This is a genomic window from Salinibacterium sp. NYA9b (assembly GCF_976973725.1).
Map to the genome: position 1 here is coordinate 511,572 of NZ_OZ333476.1, position 15,755 is coordinate 527,326.

14 protein-coding genes and 1 tRNA gene are annotated in these 15,755 nt (G+C 60.9%); 9 read left to right on the plus strand and 6 right to left on the minus strand.

Going from position 1 to position 15,755, the window contains the following annotated elements; genetic code table 11:
• Positions 1–14: 14 nt before the first annotated feature.
• The 4 genes from ACWFSR_RS02480 (at position 15) to ACWFSR_RS02495 (ending at position 3,721) form a co-directional block, all read left to right on the plus strand.
• Positions 15–1,235 (plus strand): sensor histidine kinase, encoded by a 1,221-nt coding sequence (locus ACWFSR_RS02480; protein ID WP_197107957.1) that lies wholly within the window; start codon positions 15–17, stop codon positions 1,233–1,235.
• 65 nt (positions 1,236–1,300) lie between these two features.
• Positions 1,301–2,386, plus strand: coding sequence for a hypothetical protein (locus ACWFSR_RS02485; protein ID WP_307784149.1), 1,086 nt, complete (start codon positions 1,301–1,303; stop codon positions 2,384–2,386).
• On the plus strand, positions 2,373–3,056 hold the full coding sequence (locus ACWFSR_RS02490) for a response regulator transcription factor (protein ID WP_197107952.1): 684 nt from the start codon (positions 2,373–2,375) through the stop codon (positions 3,054–3,056). Before ACWFSR_RS02485 ends, ACWFSR_RS02490 begins: the two co-directional genes overlap by 14 nt.
• Positions 3,056–3,721 carry a thymidine kinase gene (locus ACWFSR_RS02495; RefSeq protein ID WP_197107950.1) on the plus strand — a complete coding sequence of 222 codons (666 nt, stop codon included), beginning with the start codon at positions 3,056–3,058 and terminating at the stop codon, positions 3,719–3,721. Before ACWFSR_RS02490 ends, ACWFSR_RS02495 begins: the two co-directional genes overlap by 1 nt.
• A 92-nt stretch (positions 3,722–3,813) precedes the next feature.
• Here the strand turns inward: ACWFSR_RS02495 and ACWFSR_RS02500 are convergent.
• The 3 genes from ACWFSR_RS02500 to ACWFSR_RS02510 form a co-directional block, all read right to left on the minus strand.
• A tRNA-Pro gene (locus ACWFSR_RS02500) sits at positions 3,814–3,887 on the minus strand.
• 28 nt (positions 3,888–3,915) lie between these two features.
• Positions 3,916–4,881, minus strand: coding sequence for a metallophosphoesterase (locus ACWFSR_RS02505; protein WP_447522984.1), 966 nt, complete (start codon positions 4,879–4,881; stop codon positions 3,916–3,918).
• Complete coding sequence (locus tag ACWFSR_RS02510; RefSeq protein ID WP_447522985.1) at positions 4,878–7,430, minus strand: transglycosylase domain-containing protein; 2,553 nt, start codon at positions 7,428–7,430, stop codon at positions 4,878–4,880. The genes ACWFSR_RS02505 and ACWFSR_RS02510 overlap by 4 nt, the downstream gene beginning before the upstream one ends.
• A 215-nt stretch (positions 7,431–7,645) precedes the next feature.
• On the opposite strand from ACWFSR_RS02510, the gene ACWFSR_RS02515 reads away from it, so the two are divergent.
• Both ACWFSR_RS02515 and ACWFSR_RS02520 read left to right on the plus strand, forming a co-directional pair.
• Positions 7,646–8,107, plus strand: coding sequence for a RidA family protein (locus tag ACWFSR_RS02515; protein WP_197107937.1), 462 nt, complete (start codon positions 7,646–7,648; stop codon positions 8,105–8,107).
• Positions 8,104–9,621 carry a UDP-N-acetylmuramoyl-L-alanyl-D-glutamate--2,6-diaminopimelate ligase gene (locus ACWFSR_RS02520; RefSeq protein ID WP_447522986.1) on the plus strand — a complete coding sequence of 506 codons (1,518 nt, stop codon included), beginning with the start codon at positions 8,104–8,106 and terminating at the stop codon, positions 9,619–9,621. The genes ACWFSR_RS02515 and ACWFSR_RS02520 overlap by 4 nt, the downstream gene beginning before the upstream one ends.
• 69 nt (positions 9,622–9,690) lie before the next feature.
• On the opposite strand, the gene acs is transcribed toward ACWFSR_RS02520, so the two are convergent.
• A complete protein-coding gene (acs, locus tag ACWFSR_RS02525; protein ID WP_197110415.1) occupies positions 9,691–11,655 on the minus strand; it encodes an acetate--CoA ligase in 1,965 nt (654 codons plus the stop codon).
• A gap of 328 nt (positions 11,656–11,983) precedes the next feature.
• Between acs and ACWFSR_RS02530 the strand changes: the two genes are divergently transcribed.
• Both ACWFSR_RS02530 and ACWFSR_RS02535 read left to right on the plus strand, forming a co-directional pair.
• Complete coding sequence (locus ACWFSR_RS02530) at positions 11,984–12,475, plus strand: MarR family winged helix-turn-helix transcriptional regulator (protein ID WP_197107931.1); 492 nt, start codon at positions 11,984–11,986, stop codon at positions 12,473–12,475.
• The gene (locus ACWFSR_RS02535; protein ID WP_447522987.1) at positions 12,475–12,897 is read left to right on the plus strand and encodes an organic hydroperoxide resistance protein; all 423 of its coding nucleotides are present in this window, start codon (positions 12,475–12,477) and stop codon (positions 12,895–12,897) included. The genes ACWFSR_RS02530 and ACWFSR_RS02535 overlap by 1 nt, the downstream gene beginning before the upstream one ends.
• Positions 12,898–12,995: 98 nt before the next feature.
• On the opposite strand, the gene hxlA is transcribed toward ACWFSR_RS02535, so the two are convergent.
• Entirely contained in the window at positions 12,996–13,619 is a 624-nt protein-coding gene (hxlA, locus tag ACWFSR_RS02540) for a 3-hexulose-6-phosphate synthase (RefSeq protein ID WP_197107927.1), read from the minus strand.
• Positions 13,620–13,734: 115 nt separating this feature from the next.
• Positions 13,735–14,316, minus strand: a complete 582-nt coding sequence (gene hxlB / locus ACWFSR_RS02545; protein ID WP_447522988.1) for a 6-phospho-3-hexuloisomerase — start codon at positions 14,314–14,316, stop codon at positions 13,735–13,737.
• Positions 14,317–14,409: 93 nt separating this feature from the next.
• Here hxlB and ACWFSR_RS02550 point away from each other — a divergent pair, with 93 nt between their 5' ends.
• Positions 14,410–15,678 (plus strand): LuxR C-terminal-related transcriptional regulator, encoded by a 1,269-nt coding sequence (locus ACWFSR_RS02550; RefSeq protein WP_447522989.1) that lies wholly within the window; start codon positions 14,410–14,412, stop codon positions 15,676–15,678.
• Positions 15,679–15,755: the final 77 nt, after the last annotated feature.

Genomic DNA, 15,755 nt, shown 5'->3' on the forward strand with positions numbered 1-15,755 from the left:
GAATGGGGGCATGCATGTCTATTGGCTTGCCAGCCCATCTGCGCAAAGAGAGTGTGAGCCGTGCCTTCGCGCGAGCAATCAACACTGTTGCATTCATTTGTTTCTCCCTCGCTTTCGTCGGCGTTGTGACCCTGTACGCCGGAGACCCCTCCCGCTACCTCCTGCCGGCTGCGATCGCGCTGATTCCGCTTTTCGTCACGATCACACTCGTCAATCGCTATCGCACCGTGTTCTTTACGGTCGCGCACCTAGTGATCGGCGGTCCGGCAGTTTATTGGTTCTCTCTCACCGTCATCTCGCAACTGCAACCAGTGGGCGTCGTCGGCCATTACTTGCTCAACCTGGTCGGAATCGCTCTCATGCTCGTCGGCGGCGCGAGTCGCACCGTGGGATGGAGCATCCTCTGGTGCACGGTGGGGCTCGGCGTCTCACAGGGTGCCGTGGCTTTGGCCTCGCTGCAGTGGCAGGGCTACGTGCATCCGCACCCGGCGCCTGTAGTTGTTTACGTGGCAGTCGTAGCAGTGCTCGTTATTTTGCGGCTCAGCCAACGTGGGGTGCGACGGGTGCAATCGCATTTGCACCGTGCGGCCCGCGACGATGAGTTCGCGAGCCTCCGCTACGGCATCGAAGCTACTTCCGCTGCTGTCATGCACGACACTGTTCTCGGGCATCTTGCCGCCATTGCGAATGCTCCGTTTGGCGCGATGAATCCGAAACTTCAGCGTGACATCAAGCGTGATCTTGAAGTGTTGGTGGGCGAGGAGTGGCTCTCAGAGGCGACGCTCGACTCAACGGACAGCGTGAGGCACGATTGGCAGAACAGTGCACTCCTCGCGGCGATTACTGAGGTGCGCGCTTTGGAGTTAGTCGTGGAAGTGACCGGCGATCTGACCGCATTGTCTCGACTGGATGCTCGAGGTGATGCTGCACTGGGGCCCGCCGTCAAGCAGTGTCTCGTCAACGTAATTAAGCACTCGGGTGTGATGCAGGCGGAAGTCGCCATCTTCGGGTCTGACCATGAAGTAAGCGTGCTCGTGGTCGATGCGGGCAAGGGCTTCAATGAAGCAGAAACTGGTGCTGACCGACTCGGATTGCGGCAGTCTGTTCGCCGCCGCATTGAAATTGTCTCCGGGACTGTTCACGTCTGGTCGACTCCGGAGCTCGGCACCTCCGTGATGATTCGCGTGCCTGTCGGCGAAGACGCGCCGGCCCTCACCGCGAGTGCAATCCAGTGACGGCGCTAGCGGACACGGAATCGATCCAGCAACTCGATCCCCTCGGAACCCTCGACGGGCGCCCAGTGAGCATAGTTGCCGGGGTCGGTCTTCTCGCCTTCGGATCTGTGATGACCTGGGCTAGCGCGTCAACTGTCGCGCAGCCCCTCTTCGCCAACCTGGCGTTAGTCTTCATAGCGCTGTCGTCGCTGAGCCTCATCGTCGGTACTAGCCCGCTCCGTGCCCCCTTCAGCGGAGGACTGCACGCCGCAGTGATTGGGTTTCTGGTTATTGCTTTCGCGCTCAGCTCGGCATCGCTGGGAAGCTCAGCTGAAGTGGTGACTGATTTCTGGGGGCCGCTCCTCATCGGAGTTGCCTGCATGGCGCTCGCGCCGTATCGGCCCATCGCTGAGCTGGTGACGATGGGGGTAGTGGCTTCCATCTTTACGGGCTTCATTGCGCTCGTGCAATCGTCAGTGTCAGATGTCCATGCACCAGCGATGATCGTGATTCTCTATTCCGTCACCCCCGTGCTCACGATGTCCTTGGGTGGCGCCGCGTTTGTGCGGTCGCTCATCCGAACTCATGAGCGTTGGGTGTCTCGCGCTCAACGAGCAACAACGCGTCAGTTGAGACGGCAACACGAGGGCGTTGCCCGTTCGGTGCAGCAGGACAGAGTGACCATTCTGAACCGCGACATTGTGCCGCTTTTTGCCGAACTCGCTCAGCGCGGAATTATCTCGCCCGAGGACCGTGCCCGGGCGGCCGAGTATTCGGAATCCATTCGCGAGCTCATGGTTGCTGAAGTTAACCGTAGTTGGCTCGAATCCGTGGTCGCCAGCTCTTTCGGTTCTCTCGACGACGGCAATCGCGTGTACGACCCTCATCGCCTAGCGGGAGCGATGACGCCCCATCAGCGCACAGCGCTGCGTGCTGCTGTGCTGGCCGTCGCGACCGGTGGTGAAATCGATCGGCAGAGCGTGCGTCTCTCCATCGAAAAGACCAAAGTCGGGGCGGCGATCACCGTAACGGGCGTCATTACCTCCTCCGAATCGTCGTGGCGCTCATCACTGGCGCCCTATCTCGCAGTATTGCGCGTCGTCTTCACCGGACTTCGTATTTCCTATCGATCGCCCTCACTAACCGTAAGGTTCACTTATGACACCCCCTGAGACCCACCTCAGCGCTCACCTCGGCGACAGGCCGCCCATTCGCCTTGCAATCCTCGACGATCACGAGGTGCTGCTCGACAGCCTCAATAGCTGGATCACGAACAACGCACCAGACTTTGATGTGGTACTCACCGCGAGCACGTGGCTTGAACTCGTGCACAGCGATCGCTTTCCCACCGAGCTGGTCTTTCTCGACTTCCAGTTGAAAGAGCCCGTCTCGATCGAAGCCCGTGTACGCACGTGTCGCGCGGCGGGAGCTAAAGTGATTGTGCTCTCCAGCCTCGATAGTCGTGAAGCCCGTGATCGGGCTCTGGCGGCCGGTGCGGCCACTTTCCTCTCGAAGTCGTTGCCGATGCATGAAGTGATGGATGCCGCCCGCCAGATCATGGGCGTCGAGGGCGAAGGTTCGCAGCAGCACGACTGGCGCCCGCTGCCCTCAGGCTCGGCGGACCAGTCGAAGCCGAAGCTCAGCGCTGGCGAGGCTGACGCCCTCACCCTGTACGCTTCTGGACTAAGCACACCGCAGGTCGCCGAGCGTATGAATGTGCAATACGAAACGGCAAAGACCTATCTTCGGAGGGTGCGCGAAAAGTACGCAAAGGCCAACCGGCCGGCAAGTAAAAAGGCTGACCTGATTCGTCGGGCTGCTGAGGATGGATTTCTACGCTGATGAGCAAACTGTATTTCCGCTACGGAGCTATGAACAGTGGCAAGAGCACCGCGTTGCTGCAGGCCGCCTTCAACTACGAAGAGCGCGATCAGCAAGTGTTGCTGGCGAAGCCGCACATCGACACCAAGGGCGACAACGCGATCATTTCGCGTTTGGGGGTGACTCGTCAGGTCGACTTCACCATTTCACCCACCGATGACGTGTACGAAGTGTTTGCCCGCGAACGCGCCCGTGTCTTCGAGAAGACTGGGCTGCCGGTGAGCTGCTTGCTCGTCGACGAGGCTCAGTTCTTTACCGAGGCTCAGGTCGATGATTTGCTCCGCATCGCCATCGTAGAAAAGGTTCCGGTGCTGGCCTACGGCATCCGCACAGACTTCCAGACGGTGGCGTTCCCTGGCAGCCGTCGTTTGCTCGAAATCGCGCACTCCCTCGAGGAACTCAAGACCATTTGCCGCTGCGGTCGCAAAGCAGTCTTCAACGCCCGCACGGTCGGGGATCAGTTCATCTTCGATGGCGACCAAGTCGCGATCGATGGGGTGGATGTCGGCTACCAGTCGCTGTGCGGAGCCTGCTACCTCGAAGAGAGCGGCGGCGTTCTCAATAGCGGCTGGCGCCCCAAGATTGAGTTCAGCTACGGAAGCGCGCCTGACGCCGACTTCTCGTAAGGCTGGCGACGGCACAGCCGCCGTGCCGTGAAGTTGTTAACGACGAAACGCCCTCCCGAAGGAGGGCGTTTCGTTGTACATACTGCAGTTTGTCGGGGTAGCGGGATTTGAACCCACGACCTCTTCGTCCCGAACGAAGCGCGCTACCAAGCTGCGCCACACCCCGATCATCGGTCACTTGCGCGACCGATAGATCAAGAATAGCCGATATCTCCGGCGGTGAGAGTCACTATCACCGCTTCTGGTTTGCAAGCGAAGCGAACGGGCGCATAAATCGATGTTCCGAGGCCTGCGCTGACGTTGAGGAACGCAGCACGACGCAAGTGGTGCCAGATGCTGAGGCCGCTCGCTTGCTCGCGAGGGATGTCGCAATTGGTCACGAGGGCAGGCATGCCAGGGACCCGAACTTGGCCTCCGTGGGTGTGCCCGGCGAAGATGGCGTCAGCTCCGTTAGTGACGAGAGCGTCAAGCACGCGACGGTAGGGCGCGTGGGTCACACCGATTGCGACCGTTTCGGGCCCGTGCGGGTCATCCGCCCAGCCCACGTTCTCGCGCATCTCTTCGACATTGGCGGGAAGTCGGTCAAGGCGCTCCCAGCCGCGATGCGCATCTGCCGTGCCGAACAGTTCGAGCCGTGACCCGCGCATCTCGATCGCCCGCGCGTGGTTATTGAGCGAGAGCCAACCGAGTTGGTCTTCGAAGTACTCATTCAAGGCATCCGTGTCGAGGTGTTCGACGGGGCGATGTCCGGAGGACGGCCCGGTGAAATAGGTGAACGGGTTCTTGAATTGGGGGCCGTAATAGTCGTTCGAGCCGTGCACAAAGACCCCGGGAACGCCCGCGAAAGGTTCAAAGGCGCGCTTGATTCCCGCGATGCCGTTGCGGTGGCCCAAGTTGTCGCCAGTATTGATGACAAGGTCGGGCTCATACAGCGCTAACTCGCGAACCCAGTCCTGCTTGCGGGTTTGCCACGGAGCCATGTGCAAATCGGAGATGTGCAGCACCGTGATGTCACGCGCGCTCGGGTCGAGAATCGGAAGGATCTCGTGTCGAACGGTGAACGCATTGCGTTCCACTAGCGAGCCCCACGCGAACGCGGCGGCCCCTGCCACAGCTACCGCACCGAGTGCGGTAGCTGTGGGGGAGAGACGTCGACTCATGGACAGGGCAGAATTTGCGCGACGGTCAGTGTGATCGTCGTACTCGTCTTGGCGAAGGTGCCCGCCGACGGGCTAGAGGCTGTGACCTTTCCGTCGCTCGGATCGCCTGGCGATACTTCCTCACAGGACTGGCTCACGTTCGAGAATCCAGAGCTGCTGAGGATGCCCTGCGCGGTCGCGAAGTCGTTCGATTCACCGTCTCCTACCGCATCCGGAATCTTCACCTTGTTGCCCTTGCTGGTGTAGACCGTGACGGTGGCGCCGGCTGCGGACTGGGTGCCGGCACCGGGGCTCGTCCTGACGACCTGTCCGGCGGGCAACTCGGAGTCGACTTCGCCGCCATCTCTGAATGAGAAGCCGAGGCTTTCGAGCACTGACTTGGCCTGTTCCAGCGACTGCAGAGTGAGGTCAGGAACTTCAGTTCCCGAGCCGGTCAGCAGCTTGGAGTCAGGCTCGGGCAGCGCGCCGCCCGGGTACTTGATGTTGAGGGCGCCGTCGGTGGCACGCGTGATGTAGTGGCGCAGGCGGTAGCCCTGAACATCGGCGTAGTAGACCTGGCTGATGTCTTGGAATCCGGAAATATTTCCGACCCAGGTTGCCGTGCCGTAGCGGGTTGTTCCGCTGGCCATCCACGTGTGTACAGCGCCGTCGGTGGTTCCCGTCTTACCGAAGATCGGGATGCCGTCGTTGGGGTCGGAGTACGCAGCGTTACCGCGGTTCAGCACCTCAGTGAGCACGTAGGCCGTGGTTGCAGCGACCTCAGGTGAGATTGCCTGGCGGCAGTTCTGCTCCTGACCACCAAGGTCGGCGTTGCTCGCGCTGATGGCCTTGTCGATGATGATCGGCTCGCACCAGAGCCCGCCAGCGCCAATTGCGGCGTAGGCGGAAGCCATGCTGAGCGGGGTCACATCGTTAGTACCGATGATCGACGACGGGAAGCTCTCCAGTTCGGCGCCATCGGCTCGCTCGACACCCATGCTGGCGGCGACGTTACGGATGTTGCAGAGGTCGAGTTGGGTCGCCATCGAGAAGAAAATACCGTTAATCGACTCGGCAGTACCTTCGGCCACCGTATAGATTCCGGCTTCGTTCGCGTTGTTGCCGAATTCGACGGTGCCGCCGTACGGGCCATTACAACTGTCGAGGAACTGAGAGCCAGGGATGTCGCGAGCGGTACCTTCGAGGCGCTCGTTAATGCCCTTGCCCTGATTCAGCCACTCGATCAGGGTGAAGACCTTGTAGGTCGATCCAGGCTGGAAGCCGCTCGATCCACCGTACTCATAGCTGGTGTTGTAGTTCACGGCTGTGCTCTCAATGCCGCCACCGTCGAGGGTGTCGTTGAAGAGCTTGTTCTCGGCCATGACGAGCACTCGTCCGGTGCCGGACTCAACCGTGGAGGTGGCGCTTCCGAGGCTGAAGGCGGTCTCGTTGTTGGGCGCGTAGGTCCAGGTTGCCTTCTGTGAAGGAATCTGAGCATCGAGGTCGAGAGTGGTGTACAGCTTGTAACCGCCCTGCTTCCAGCTCTCATTGCGCTCGTCGACGGTGTCGCCGAGGAACTCAAAGTCGGGAACGCTCTTGACGACATAGTCGCAGAACCACTTGGCGTACTTGTAGGCCGAGGTGCAACCGTTGTTCGGGGCCGAGAGGTCGACAGATTCTTCGTCGACCTGAATGGCACGAGCTTCGTCGTACTGTTCGCGGTCGATCGAGCCGACATCGAACATCGCCCGCAAGATGACATCGCGACGGTCTTGGTTGGCCGCGTAGTACTCAGGATCCGACAGGTTCCGAATACTGGGCTCTTGCACAATGGCGATGAGGCTTGCGGACTGCTCAAGAGTGAGGTCCTTCGCGTCAACGCTGTAGTAGCGCTGCGCCGCAGCCTGAATTCCGTACGTCGCGTTGCCGAAGTTGGCGATGTTGAGGTACGCGGTCAGGATTTCCTTCTTCGTGTACCGCTTCTCAAGACCGATTGCCAGCTTCATTTCCTTGAGCTTGCGGTCGAAAGACTGACTCGTGGCGGCGAGATACGCGGCCGAGCGCTCATCTTCGGTTGGCAGGGATTCTGCTTCCGAAATGTAGGTGTTCTTGACGAGCTGCATCGTGAGGGTGGATGCACCACTCTCGATTCCCGAAGAAACGAAGTTGCCAACAGCCGCACGCACGAGCGACGTGAGGTCGACTCCGCCGTGATCGAAGAAACGACGGTCTTCACCGGCGACAACTGCCTCTACGGCAAACTCAGAAATCTCGTCGTAGCTGACCTCTTGGCGGTTCTGGTCATAGATGGTTGCGATAGGCAGGTAACCGTCAACATTGCCCTTGCCCGTGTACTGGGCGTAGATCGTGTTGCGTTCAGGCTGCTGGTCGAGTTCGAGGTAATCGGGAAGCCCATCGAAGATGCCGATGGTGCTTGTGGCGGTGATGCCAGTGACGGCGAGCGCGGGAGCAACCATGGCTGTGACAAGCACGCCAGAGAGGACACTGAAGCTGATCAATCCGGCTACAGCCGAGAAGATGCCGCGACGCGGAGTTTTTTGGGCAGACATATGATCAAGAGTAGGGGATCATTGATAACGCCATGCTGAACGGGAGCCGCAAATATGCCTAAATGGGAGTACTTGACAACACCACTGATGGTGCACAATTCCACCGCAATCCTCAATAACTGGGGATCTGAGGGGTGGGAGCTTGTGCAGGTCGGTACCGGCCCTGAAGGGGGCCCGGTCGCTTATTTCAAACGTATCAAGGAAGAGAATAAGTAATGTCACAGCTTGATCAGCGGCTCGCAGAGCTGGGCCTCACGGTTCCAGAAAGTTCAAAGCCACTTGCCTCCTATCTGCCAGCAATGGTTTCTGGAAACCTGGTGTACACGTCGGGCCAACTTCCCATGGTCGACGGTGCTCTTCCTGCGACAGGCAAGGTCGGTGCCGAGGTGGATGCTGCTGCTGCACAGGAGTACGCCAAGACTTGTGTACTGAACGGCCTTGCTGCCGCGAGGGGTGCGATCGGCTCTCTCGACCGCATCACGCGCGTGGTCAAGGTTGTCGGTTTTGTCGCATCCGACCCCAGCTTTACCGGCCAGCCCGGTGTGATCAACGGAGCGTCTGAGCTCTTGGTTGAGATTTTTGGCGAGATCGGCACGCACGCTCGCAGTGCTGTCGGCGTCGCCGTGTTGCCGCTCGATTCTCCTGTTGAGGTCGAGTTCGTGTTCGAGTTCGCGTGATCGAAGTCTGGCAGTCCGGCCAAGCCGGAGAGAATGCGCCGCTTCGTTCGCTAGATCTGAGTGCGTGGGATCCGACGCATGCCGGCGTTGTGTTGCAGGCGCGTCGACTCGTGCAAGACAGCCGAGAGGTTGGCGCGGACGATGTGTTTGTGGCCATCGGCACGAGTGCGTCGTCGGCCCTGCCGTACATCGATGCTGCTCTGGCCCAGGGCGCTGTTGCGGTGCTCGTGGACGCGCAGGCGGCCGAGGGCGTTGACCTCGACGAGCGGGTGTTCGCGATTGCGAACCTGCGCGACGTGATCGGCACGATGGCAGATGCGTTTGTGCAGCATCCATCCGCTTCGATGGCGATGGTTGGCATTACGGGCACGAACGGTAAAACGTCTACCGCTCACTTGCTCACGCAAGCCTGGCAGCGGCTCGGGATGACGTCGGCGACCATCGGAACGTTGGGCGCTGGCATCACGGGCGAACGCCGCATCAACATGGGGATGACGACCCCGCAAGTGACGGCGGTGCACCATTTCTTGGATGACTTCCACCGTGCCGGCGTCACGAACGTCGCCATGGAGGTCAGTTCTCACGCGCTTGAGCAACGCCGAGTAGACGGTGTCGCGTTCGACATTGTGGCGTTCACGAACTTCACTCGCGATCACCTCGACTATCACGGGTCGATGGAGGAGTACGCGGCGCAGAAGGCGAAGATCTTCACGCTGCCCGGCATCCAGACGGCTCTGCTGAATCTTGATGACGCGGCCGCCGAGAACCATTTTCACCACTCCGTTCCGGCGGGAGTGCGGGCCATTGGCATGACGTCGCACGGCCATGCCGAAGCGAGCGTGTGTGCCGACGGCGTGCAGCTCACCACCGAGGGTCTCGAGTTCGATCTCGTGATCGAGGGCGAAAGCCACCACGTCTCTAGCGGCCTCATCGGGCGCTTCAACGTGGACAACTTGCTTACCTGCGCGACGGTGTTGTGGGCCCAAGGCATCGAGCCGCGAGCGATCGCTGAGGTATTGGCGCCGCTCGAGCCGGTGCTGGGGCGCATGACCCGCATCCGCGAAAACGACCAACTGCCGTTGGTTGTAGTGGATGCCGGCCACACCCCCGATGCGGTGCGTCAGGCAGTCACGGCTCTGCGTGACTCGGGCCACACCCGCATCGTGACCGTCTTTGGTGCCACAGGCGACCGTGATCCGGGCAAGCGCCCGGTGATGGCTCGCATCGTTGAAGAGGCCTCTGACGTAATCGTGGTCACCGACGACGATGTGCACAACGAAGATGGCGACCAGATTGTGGATCACATTCGCGCCGGATTCGAACACCCAGAGCGCGTAGTGGAAATTCGCGACCGGGCGACCGCTATCGCCTACGCGATTGATGCAGCGAATCCGGATGACGTGGTGCTCTTGCAGGGCAAGGGTCACGAACCGTACCAAATTGTCGGCAATGAGCGCGTACCGTTCAGCGACATCGACACCGCTATTCGCTTGCTCAAGGAGCGCGCGAAGTAGCGAGAATTCAGTTGTAACGCAACGCAGGCCGGGTCCCGTGGGGCCCGGCCTTTGTTGTTGCTTCGAGAGCTAGTTGAGCTTGTCGGAGATGATCTGCATCACGGTGGTGTCGGCGAGGGTGGTGGTGTCGCCGATCTCACGGCCCTCCGCGACATCCTGCAGCAGGCGGCGCATGATCTTGCCCGAGCGGGTCTTGGGCAGCTCGGCGACGATGAAGATTTCGCGGGGGCGAGCAATCGCCCCAATCTCCTTCGCAACGTGCTGACGCAAGAGGGCGCTCGCCTCGGCGGCGGTCTGTGCGTGCTCCTGATTCGACTTGAGAATTACGAACGCGACGACTGCCTGACCGGTCGCTTCGTCAGCGGCGCCGACGACAGCGGCTTCTGCCACGATCGGGTTCGAGACGAGAGCGGACTCGATTTCGGTCGTCGACAGACGGTGGCCGGAGACGTTCATGACGTCATCCACGCGGCCGAGCAGCCAAATGTCGCCATCTTCGTCGACGTGGGCGCCATCGCCGGCGAAGTACTGTTCGCCTTCGAGCTGCGCGAACTTCGACCAGTAGGTTTCCTTGAAACGCTCAGGGTCACCCCAGATGCCGCGCAGCATGGCGGGCCACGGTTCGGAAACTACGAGCAACCCACCGTTGGGCGGATCGACGCGAGTGCCATCTTCACCCAGAATGTCGATTTTGATGCCCGGAATGGGCACCTGGGCTGAACCCGGCTTCAACGTCGTGAGCCCCGGCAGAGCGGCGATCATGATGGCGCCGGTTTCGGTCTGCCACCAGGTGTCAACGATGGGGGCGGTGCCCGCACCGATCACGTCGCGGTACCAAATCCAGGCTTCAGGGTTGATGGGCTCGCCCACCGAACCAAGCACGCGAATCGAGCTCAGGTCGAACTGCTCGGGGATCTGACGCCCGGCCTTCATGAACGAACGGATGGCGGTGGGCGCCGTGTAGAAAATGCTCACCCCAAACTTCTGAATGATCTCCCACCAGCGGCCCGGGTTGGGGGCGTCAGGGGTTCCCTCGTAGAGCACCTGAGTCGCACCGTTCGCGAGCGGACCGTAGGTGACGTACGTGTGGCCGGTGATCCAACCGACGTCAGCCGTGCACCAATAGACATCGGTCTCTGGCTTCAGGTCGAAGACATTCTTGTGGGTGAACGCAGCCTGCGTGAGGTACCCCCCACTCGTGTGCAGGATGCCCTTCGGCTTACCTGTTGTGCCTGAGGTGTAGAGCACAAAGAGAGGGTTCTCGGCAGGGAACCCCTGCGCCTCGTGCTCGGGCTCCGCTGCCTCAATCTGATCGTGCCACCACAGGTCGCGACCCTCGGTCCACTCCACCTCGTTGTCGCCGCGCTTGACGACCAACACATTGGTGACGCTGGATTCCCCGTTGGCGAGTGCGGCATCCACTGCCGCTTTGAGGGGAAAGACCTTACCTTTGCGCCAGCCGCCATCGGCAGTGACAACAAGTGTGGCGCTCGCGTCGTCGATGCGGCTGCGCAGGCTCTCGGCGCTGAAGCCACCGAAAACGACAGAGTGCGCTGCGCCGAGGCGAACCGTCGCGAGCATCGCGATAACGGCCTCGGGAACGAGGGGCATATAGATGGCGACAACGTCGCCCTGGCCCACGCCGAGGGCAGCCATGGCGTTGGCCGCGCGCTTGACCTCTGCGGTCAGTTCGGCGTAGGTGATGCTGCGGCTATCGCCGGGCTCACCCTCCCAGTGGATGGCGACGCGGTCACCGTTGCCGGCGAGCACGTGACGGTCGAGACAGTTGTAGGCGACGTTGAGCTCGCCGTCGGCGAACCACTTGGCGAAGGGTGGGGTAGACCAATCGAGTGTTTCTGTGAACGGCTTGTGCCAGTGCACATATTCACGCGCTTTATCGGCCCAGAACTCAACCCGGTCTTCTTTAGCTGAAGTGTAGAGATCAGCGCTTGCCTCGGAAGCCGCAGAAAAGGCCTCTGACGGGGCAAAACGGCGTGATTCGTGCAGAAGACTGTCAATGGAATTACTAGGCATTTGATCCTCTTCGATCGTGTGATTGCATTTCTCGACCACGTGCTTTCTGAAAGTATTCCACCGATTCTAGAACCTCCGTTGCACCCCCATACCGTTGCGTTACACTGAAAGTCGCTGAGCGTAAGTTCAGCAAGTGGCCAATACGATTCCCCCCAATCGTCGGCCGCTGTGGCGGCGCCCTTTCCCCCCAATGGGCGCCGCCCCTCTCTCTTTAGCGGCCAGTTGTGTTGGCACGTTTCGCAGGCACGTTGCAGGCTGGAGCCCGGCCCATGCTGGCAGTTCCTTGTAGTGCTTTGTACACGATTAATTTGTGTGCAAAGCTTCTTCAATGGATGACGAACAGAACGAGACAGAATCGGCTTCATCCGCCCTCGACACCATGCTGTGCTTCGGTCTTTATGCCGCTGCTCGGGCGACGAATCGTCGCTACACCGCGCTTTTGGCGCCGTGGGGGCTGACCTACCCGCAATATTTGGTCCTGATTCTCCTGTGGGAACGTCGGTCGTCGACGGTGAGCGGCCTCGCGGAAAGCCTCATGCTCGACCTCGGCACCACCTCGCCGCTGATCCGGCGGTTAGAAGACCGCGGCTTCGTCACGCGCGAGCGATCAGAATCTGACGAACGTCGCGTCATAGTGTCGCTGACTGCTGCTGGTCGTGCGTTGCGCGAGGAACTCGCTCACATTCCCGGCTGCATCGCCGAGGCCACCGGCATTACGCTCCCCGAATTCACGTCAACACTGTCGACGCTTCATCAGGTCACCACCAACCTCTCCACAGCACCTGCTGCTGGAGCTCATGTCATTGAAAGGCAGAACTAATGGAAGCTCTCTACACCGCTCAAGCTCTCGCGACTGGCGCCGGGCGCAACGGCCACGTTGCTACGACATCCGGCTCCGTTGACCTCGACTTGGCTGTGCCGAAATCGATGGGTGGATCTGGCGACGGTGGCAACCCCGAAGAACTCTTTGCCGCCGGTTACGCCGCGTGCTTCCACTCCGCGCTGCAGTTGGTGGCGCGCAACGAGAAAGTCGCCATCGAGCACTCCTCCGTGGGTAGTGCTGTGCACCTTCTCCCGATCGACGGCGGTGGATTCAAACTCGCTGTTGACCTCGAGGTGGTTATCCCCGAACTCGAGCACGAGAAAGCGCAAGCGCTTGCGGATGCCGCCCACCAGATTTGCCCTTACTCCAACGCCACTCGCGGCAACATCGAGGTAACTGTCACCGTTACTCAGGACTAATCGTCAGCGGGCGCGTCGTAACGCGTTCGTGCGCTTAACCACAACGAGGGGGTGCCGGTAGGCGCCCCCTCGTTTCTGCTCTCTACATAGTGTGCTTACTAAAGGATTGCGGCCTTCAGTGCGGCGGCTGCTGCCGCTGGGTCAGCTGCGCTATAGATCGAGCTCCCGGCAACGGCAACGGTCGCGCCGGCACGCTGCACTGCTGCGATCGTGGAGGCGTTGATGCCTCCAGCGACCGAGAACGGAACCTTCGCGGTCTCACCGTCGTTGAGCAGCGTCTCGAAGGTGAATCCGGGTTCCGCCTGCTCATCGAGCCCTGCATGCATCTCGACGAAAACGGCACCAAGAGCGGTGACCTCCTTCGCGCGAGTGACCTTGTCAGCTACGCCGATGAGGTCAACAACGATGCCCTTCTTGTGGGCTTTCGCCGCCTTCACGGCACCGATGATGGTGCTATCTCCGGCGGTGCCCAAGACGGTGACGTAGTCGGCGCCTGCAGAAAATGCGATGTCGGCTTCGAGCTCTCCGGCATCCATCGTCTTCAGGTCGGCGAAGACCATCTTGTCGGGGTGCGCATCCTTGATGGCGCGCACGGCACTGAGACCCTCGTGCTTGATGAGCGGTGTGCCCAATTCGATGATGTCGACATACTCAGCAACCTGGCCGGCCAGAGTGAGGGCGGCTTCTGTGGTGAGTACATCCATTGCTACTTGAAGCTTCATTGAGTTCTCTTTCTTTATGGGGGAGTTGGTCGAGGGGAATCGGCCGACGGGGGGAATCGGACGAGGGGAATCGGCCGACGGGGAAGTCGGTAAAGGGGTGCAGCCGCTGCTGCTGCTACTCGAGGTTGGCGTGCCGCGGCCACAGCTCTTCGGCGGTCGCGCCGGACTCTTGCCACAGCACGTGGAAAAGTGCGTCGCCAAGCAGCAGCAACGACTGCTCGAACAATCCGCCGGAGTATTGAGCCGAACGAGTGTGCCCGTGATCTTGTTTTTGTGCGGCGGGGATAATCACGGCGACCTGTGCGAGCTGCGCCAGAGGCGAGTCCGCTGCCGTGGTGATGGCGATGACCTGAGCGCCAACCTCCTTCGCAGTCGTTGCTGAGCGGATGATGCCGGCGGTCGTTCCCGAGCCGCTTGCTGCGAGAAGCACATCCCCAGCAGCAATCGCGGGAGTCGTTACCTCGCCAACGACGTGCACGGTGAGGCCCCCATGCATGAGGCGCATCGCGAGCATCCGCAGGGCCAGTCCGGAGCGGCCAGAGCCGAGCACGAACACTCGGGATGCGGCGCTGAGGAGGTCGATTGTTGATCGCACTGCCTCGGAGTCGTCGCGGGCGATTGCGGTGCTGGTGCGGGTATTTTCCGCGAGAACAAGTTCGATTGCGGAGGAAACCGTAGTGGTGTCGTTGCTGGCCATTACTTCACTGTGCCACCCGTTTGGGCAGCAGACAGCCCACCTTTTGGCCGGTATTCCCTATCCGAACGGGTAGGTCATGCCTAAGATGGGGGAGTGACTGCTCTCAGTACCGCCAGTTCCCTTGACCTCCTCGATGCCGCCCATTCGGTGGTGTCACGTTCGCTACTTCAGATTGCGAGCGCATTTTCTGCTGTGCTCGCGCCCATGGTGGGGCACAGCTCTCTATTGATATTCACGGAAGACTGCACCGGGCGCCCCCAGAAGAAAGCGGGTGATCCTTCGATCACCAATCACGTGAGCATCGCCGAACTCGACGCCGTGCGTGAGACAGTGTCGAGCGTCGGGCATCCGGTGTGGGGAATCACGGCGGTAGTTGCCCGCCACGAGCGCCCCGCAGCGGTGTGGATTGCGCCGACCGGTTCGCTGCTCGTCCTCACCGATCCTGTGCTCGTGTCTGGTGGGCAATCGCAGGAACAGGCGTTGGCGACGATCGCGTCTCTGTGGCGATTGGTGGCGGTGAGCATCCAGCAGCAGGTTGCCGTTGCAAGCCCCGACTATCTTCGGGATTCGCGGATGGCATCGCAGGACCGTGCCCAGGTCATTGCCGATCTCACCGATGCGCACTCCACGACTCTGGAACAAATTCTTGCGACGTTGCGCTCTCGTAGTGCGTCGGATGAGACGGCGCGCCAGGAAGCTACCGAGCTGGCCGCTACGGCGATGGTCAATCTGCGGGCGGTGTCTGATCGGGATCGCAGTTTGGCTGAGGAGCCGGTTGCGCGCGCTTTCGAACGCCTCAAAGCAGACTTGCGGCCCTTGGCCCGGTTCGGAGGCCTTGACGTGCAATTTGTGGAACCACCCGCCAACGGTCGCGCATTGCCGGGCGAAGTCGCCCACGCTGGCCGAGCGATCGTTCGGGGCGCTGTGCTTGCGCTCGTCGACCAACCGGGAGTCGCTCGGTTGCGAGTGGAGTGGGATTGCGACGGTGAGAATCTGCTGATTGGGATTCGCGATGACGGGCCTGGCGAGCTGGCAGTGGAAGACCCCGCGGTGCGGCAACTTGTTGAAAGGGCGGATGCTCTTCGTGGTCGGCTGAGTGTGAACGGCACTGCAGGATGGGGCTCCGAAATTTCGGTGGTTTTGCCCTTGAGCGCTGAAGGACTCGATCGCTCGCCCAGCGTGCAGTGGCAGATCACTCAACGGGAAGCCGAGGTGCTGGAGCTGGTTGCCTCGGGTGCCCGTAATAAAGCCATCGCGCTCTCGCTATCCATCAGCGAGAACACGGTGAAGTTTCATGTGGCGAACCTGCTGCGCAAGGCGGGGGTCTCGAACCGGGCTGAGCTCGTTTCGGCCTATCGCTGACTCGTTTTCCTGCGCACTTCTCCCCAACAAAGTCAGGGAGTCGCCGTTCGACACGAGTGCGGTTGTGCCGCTGAAAC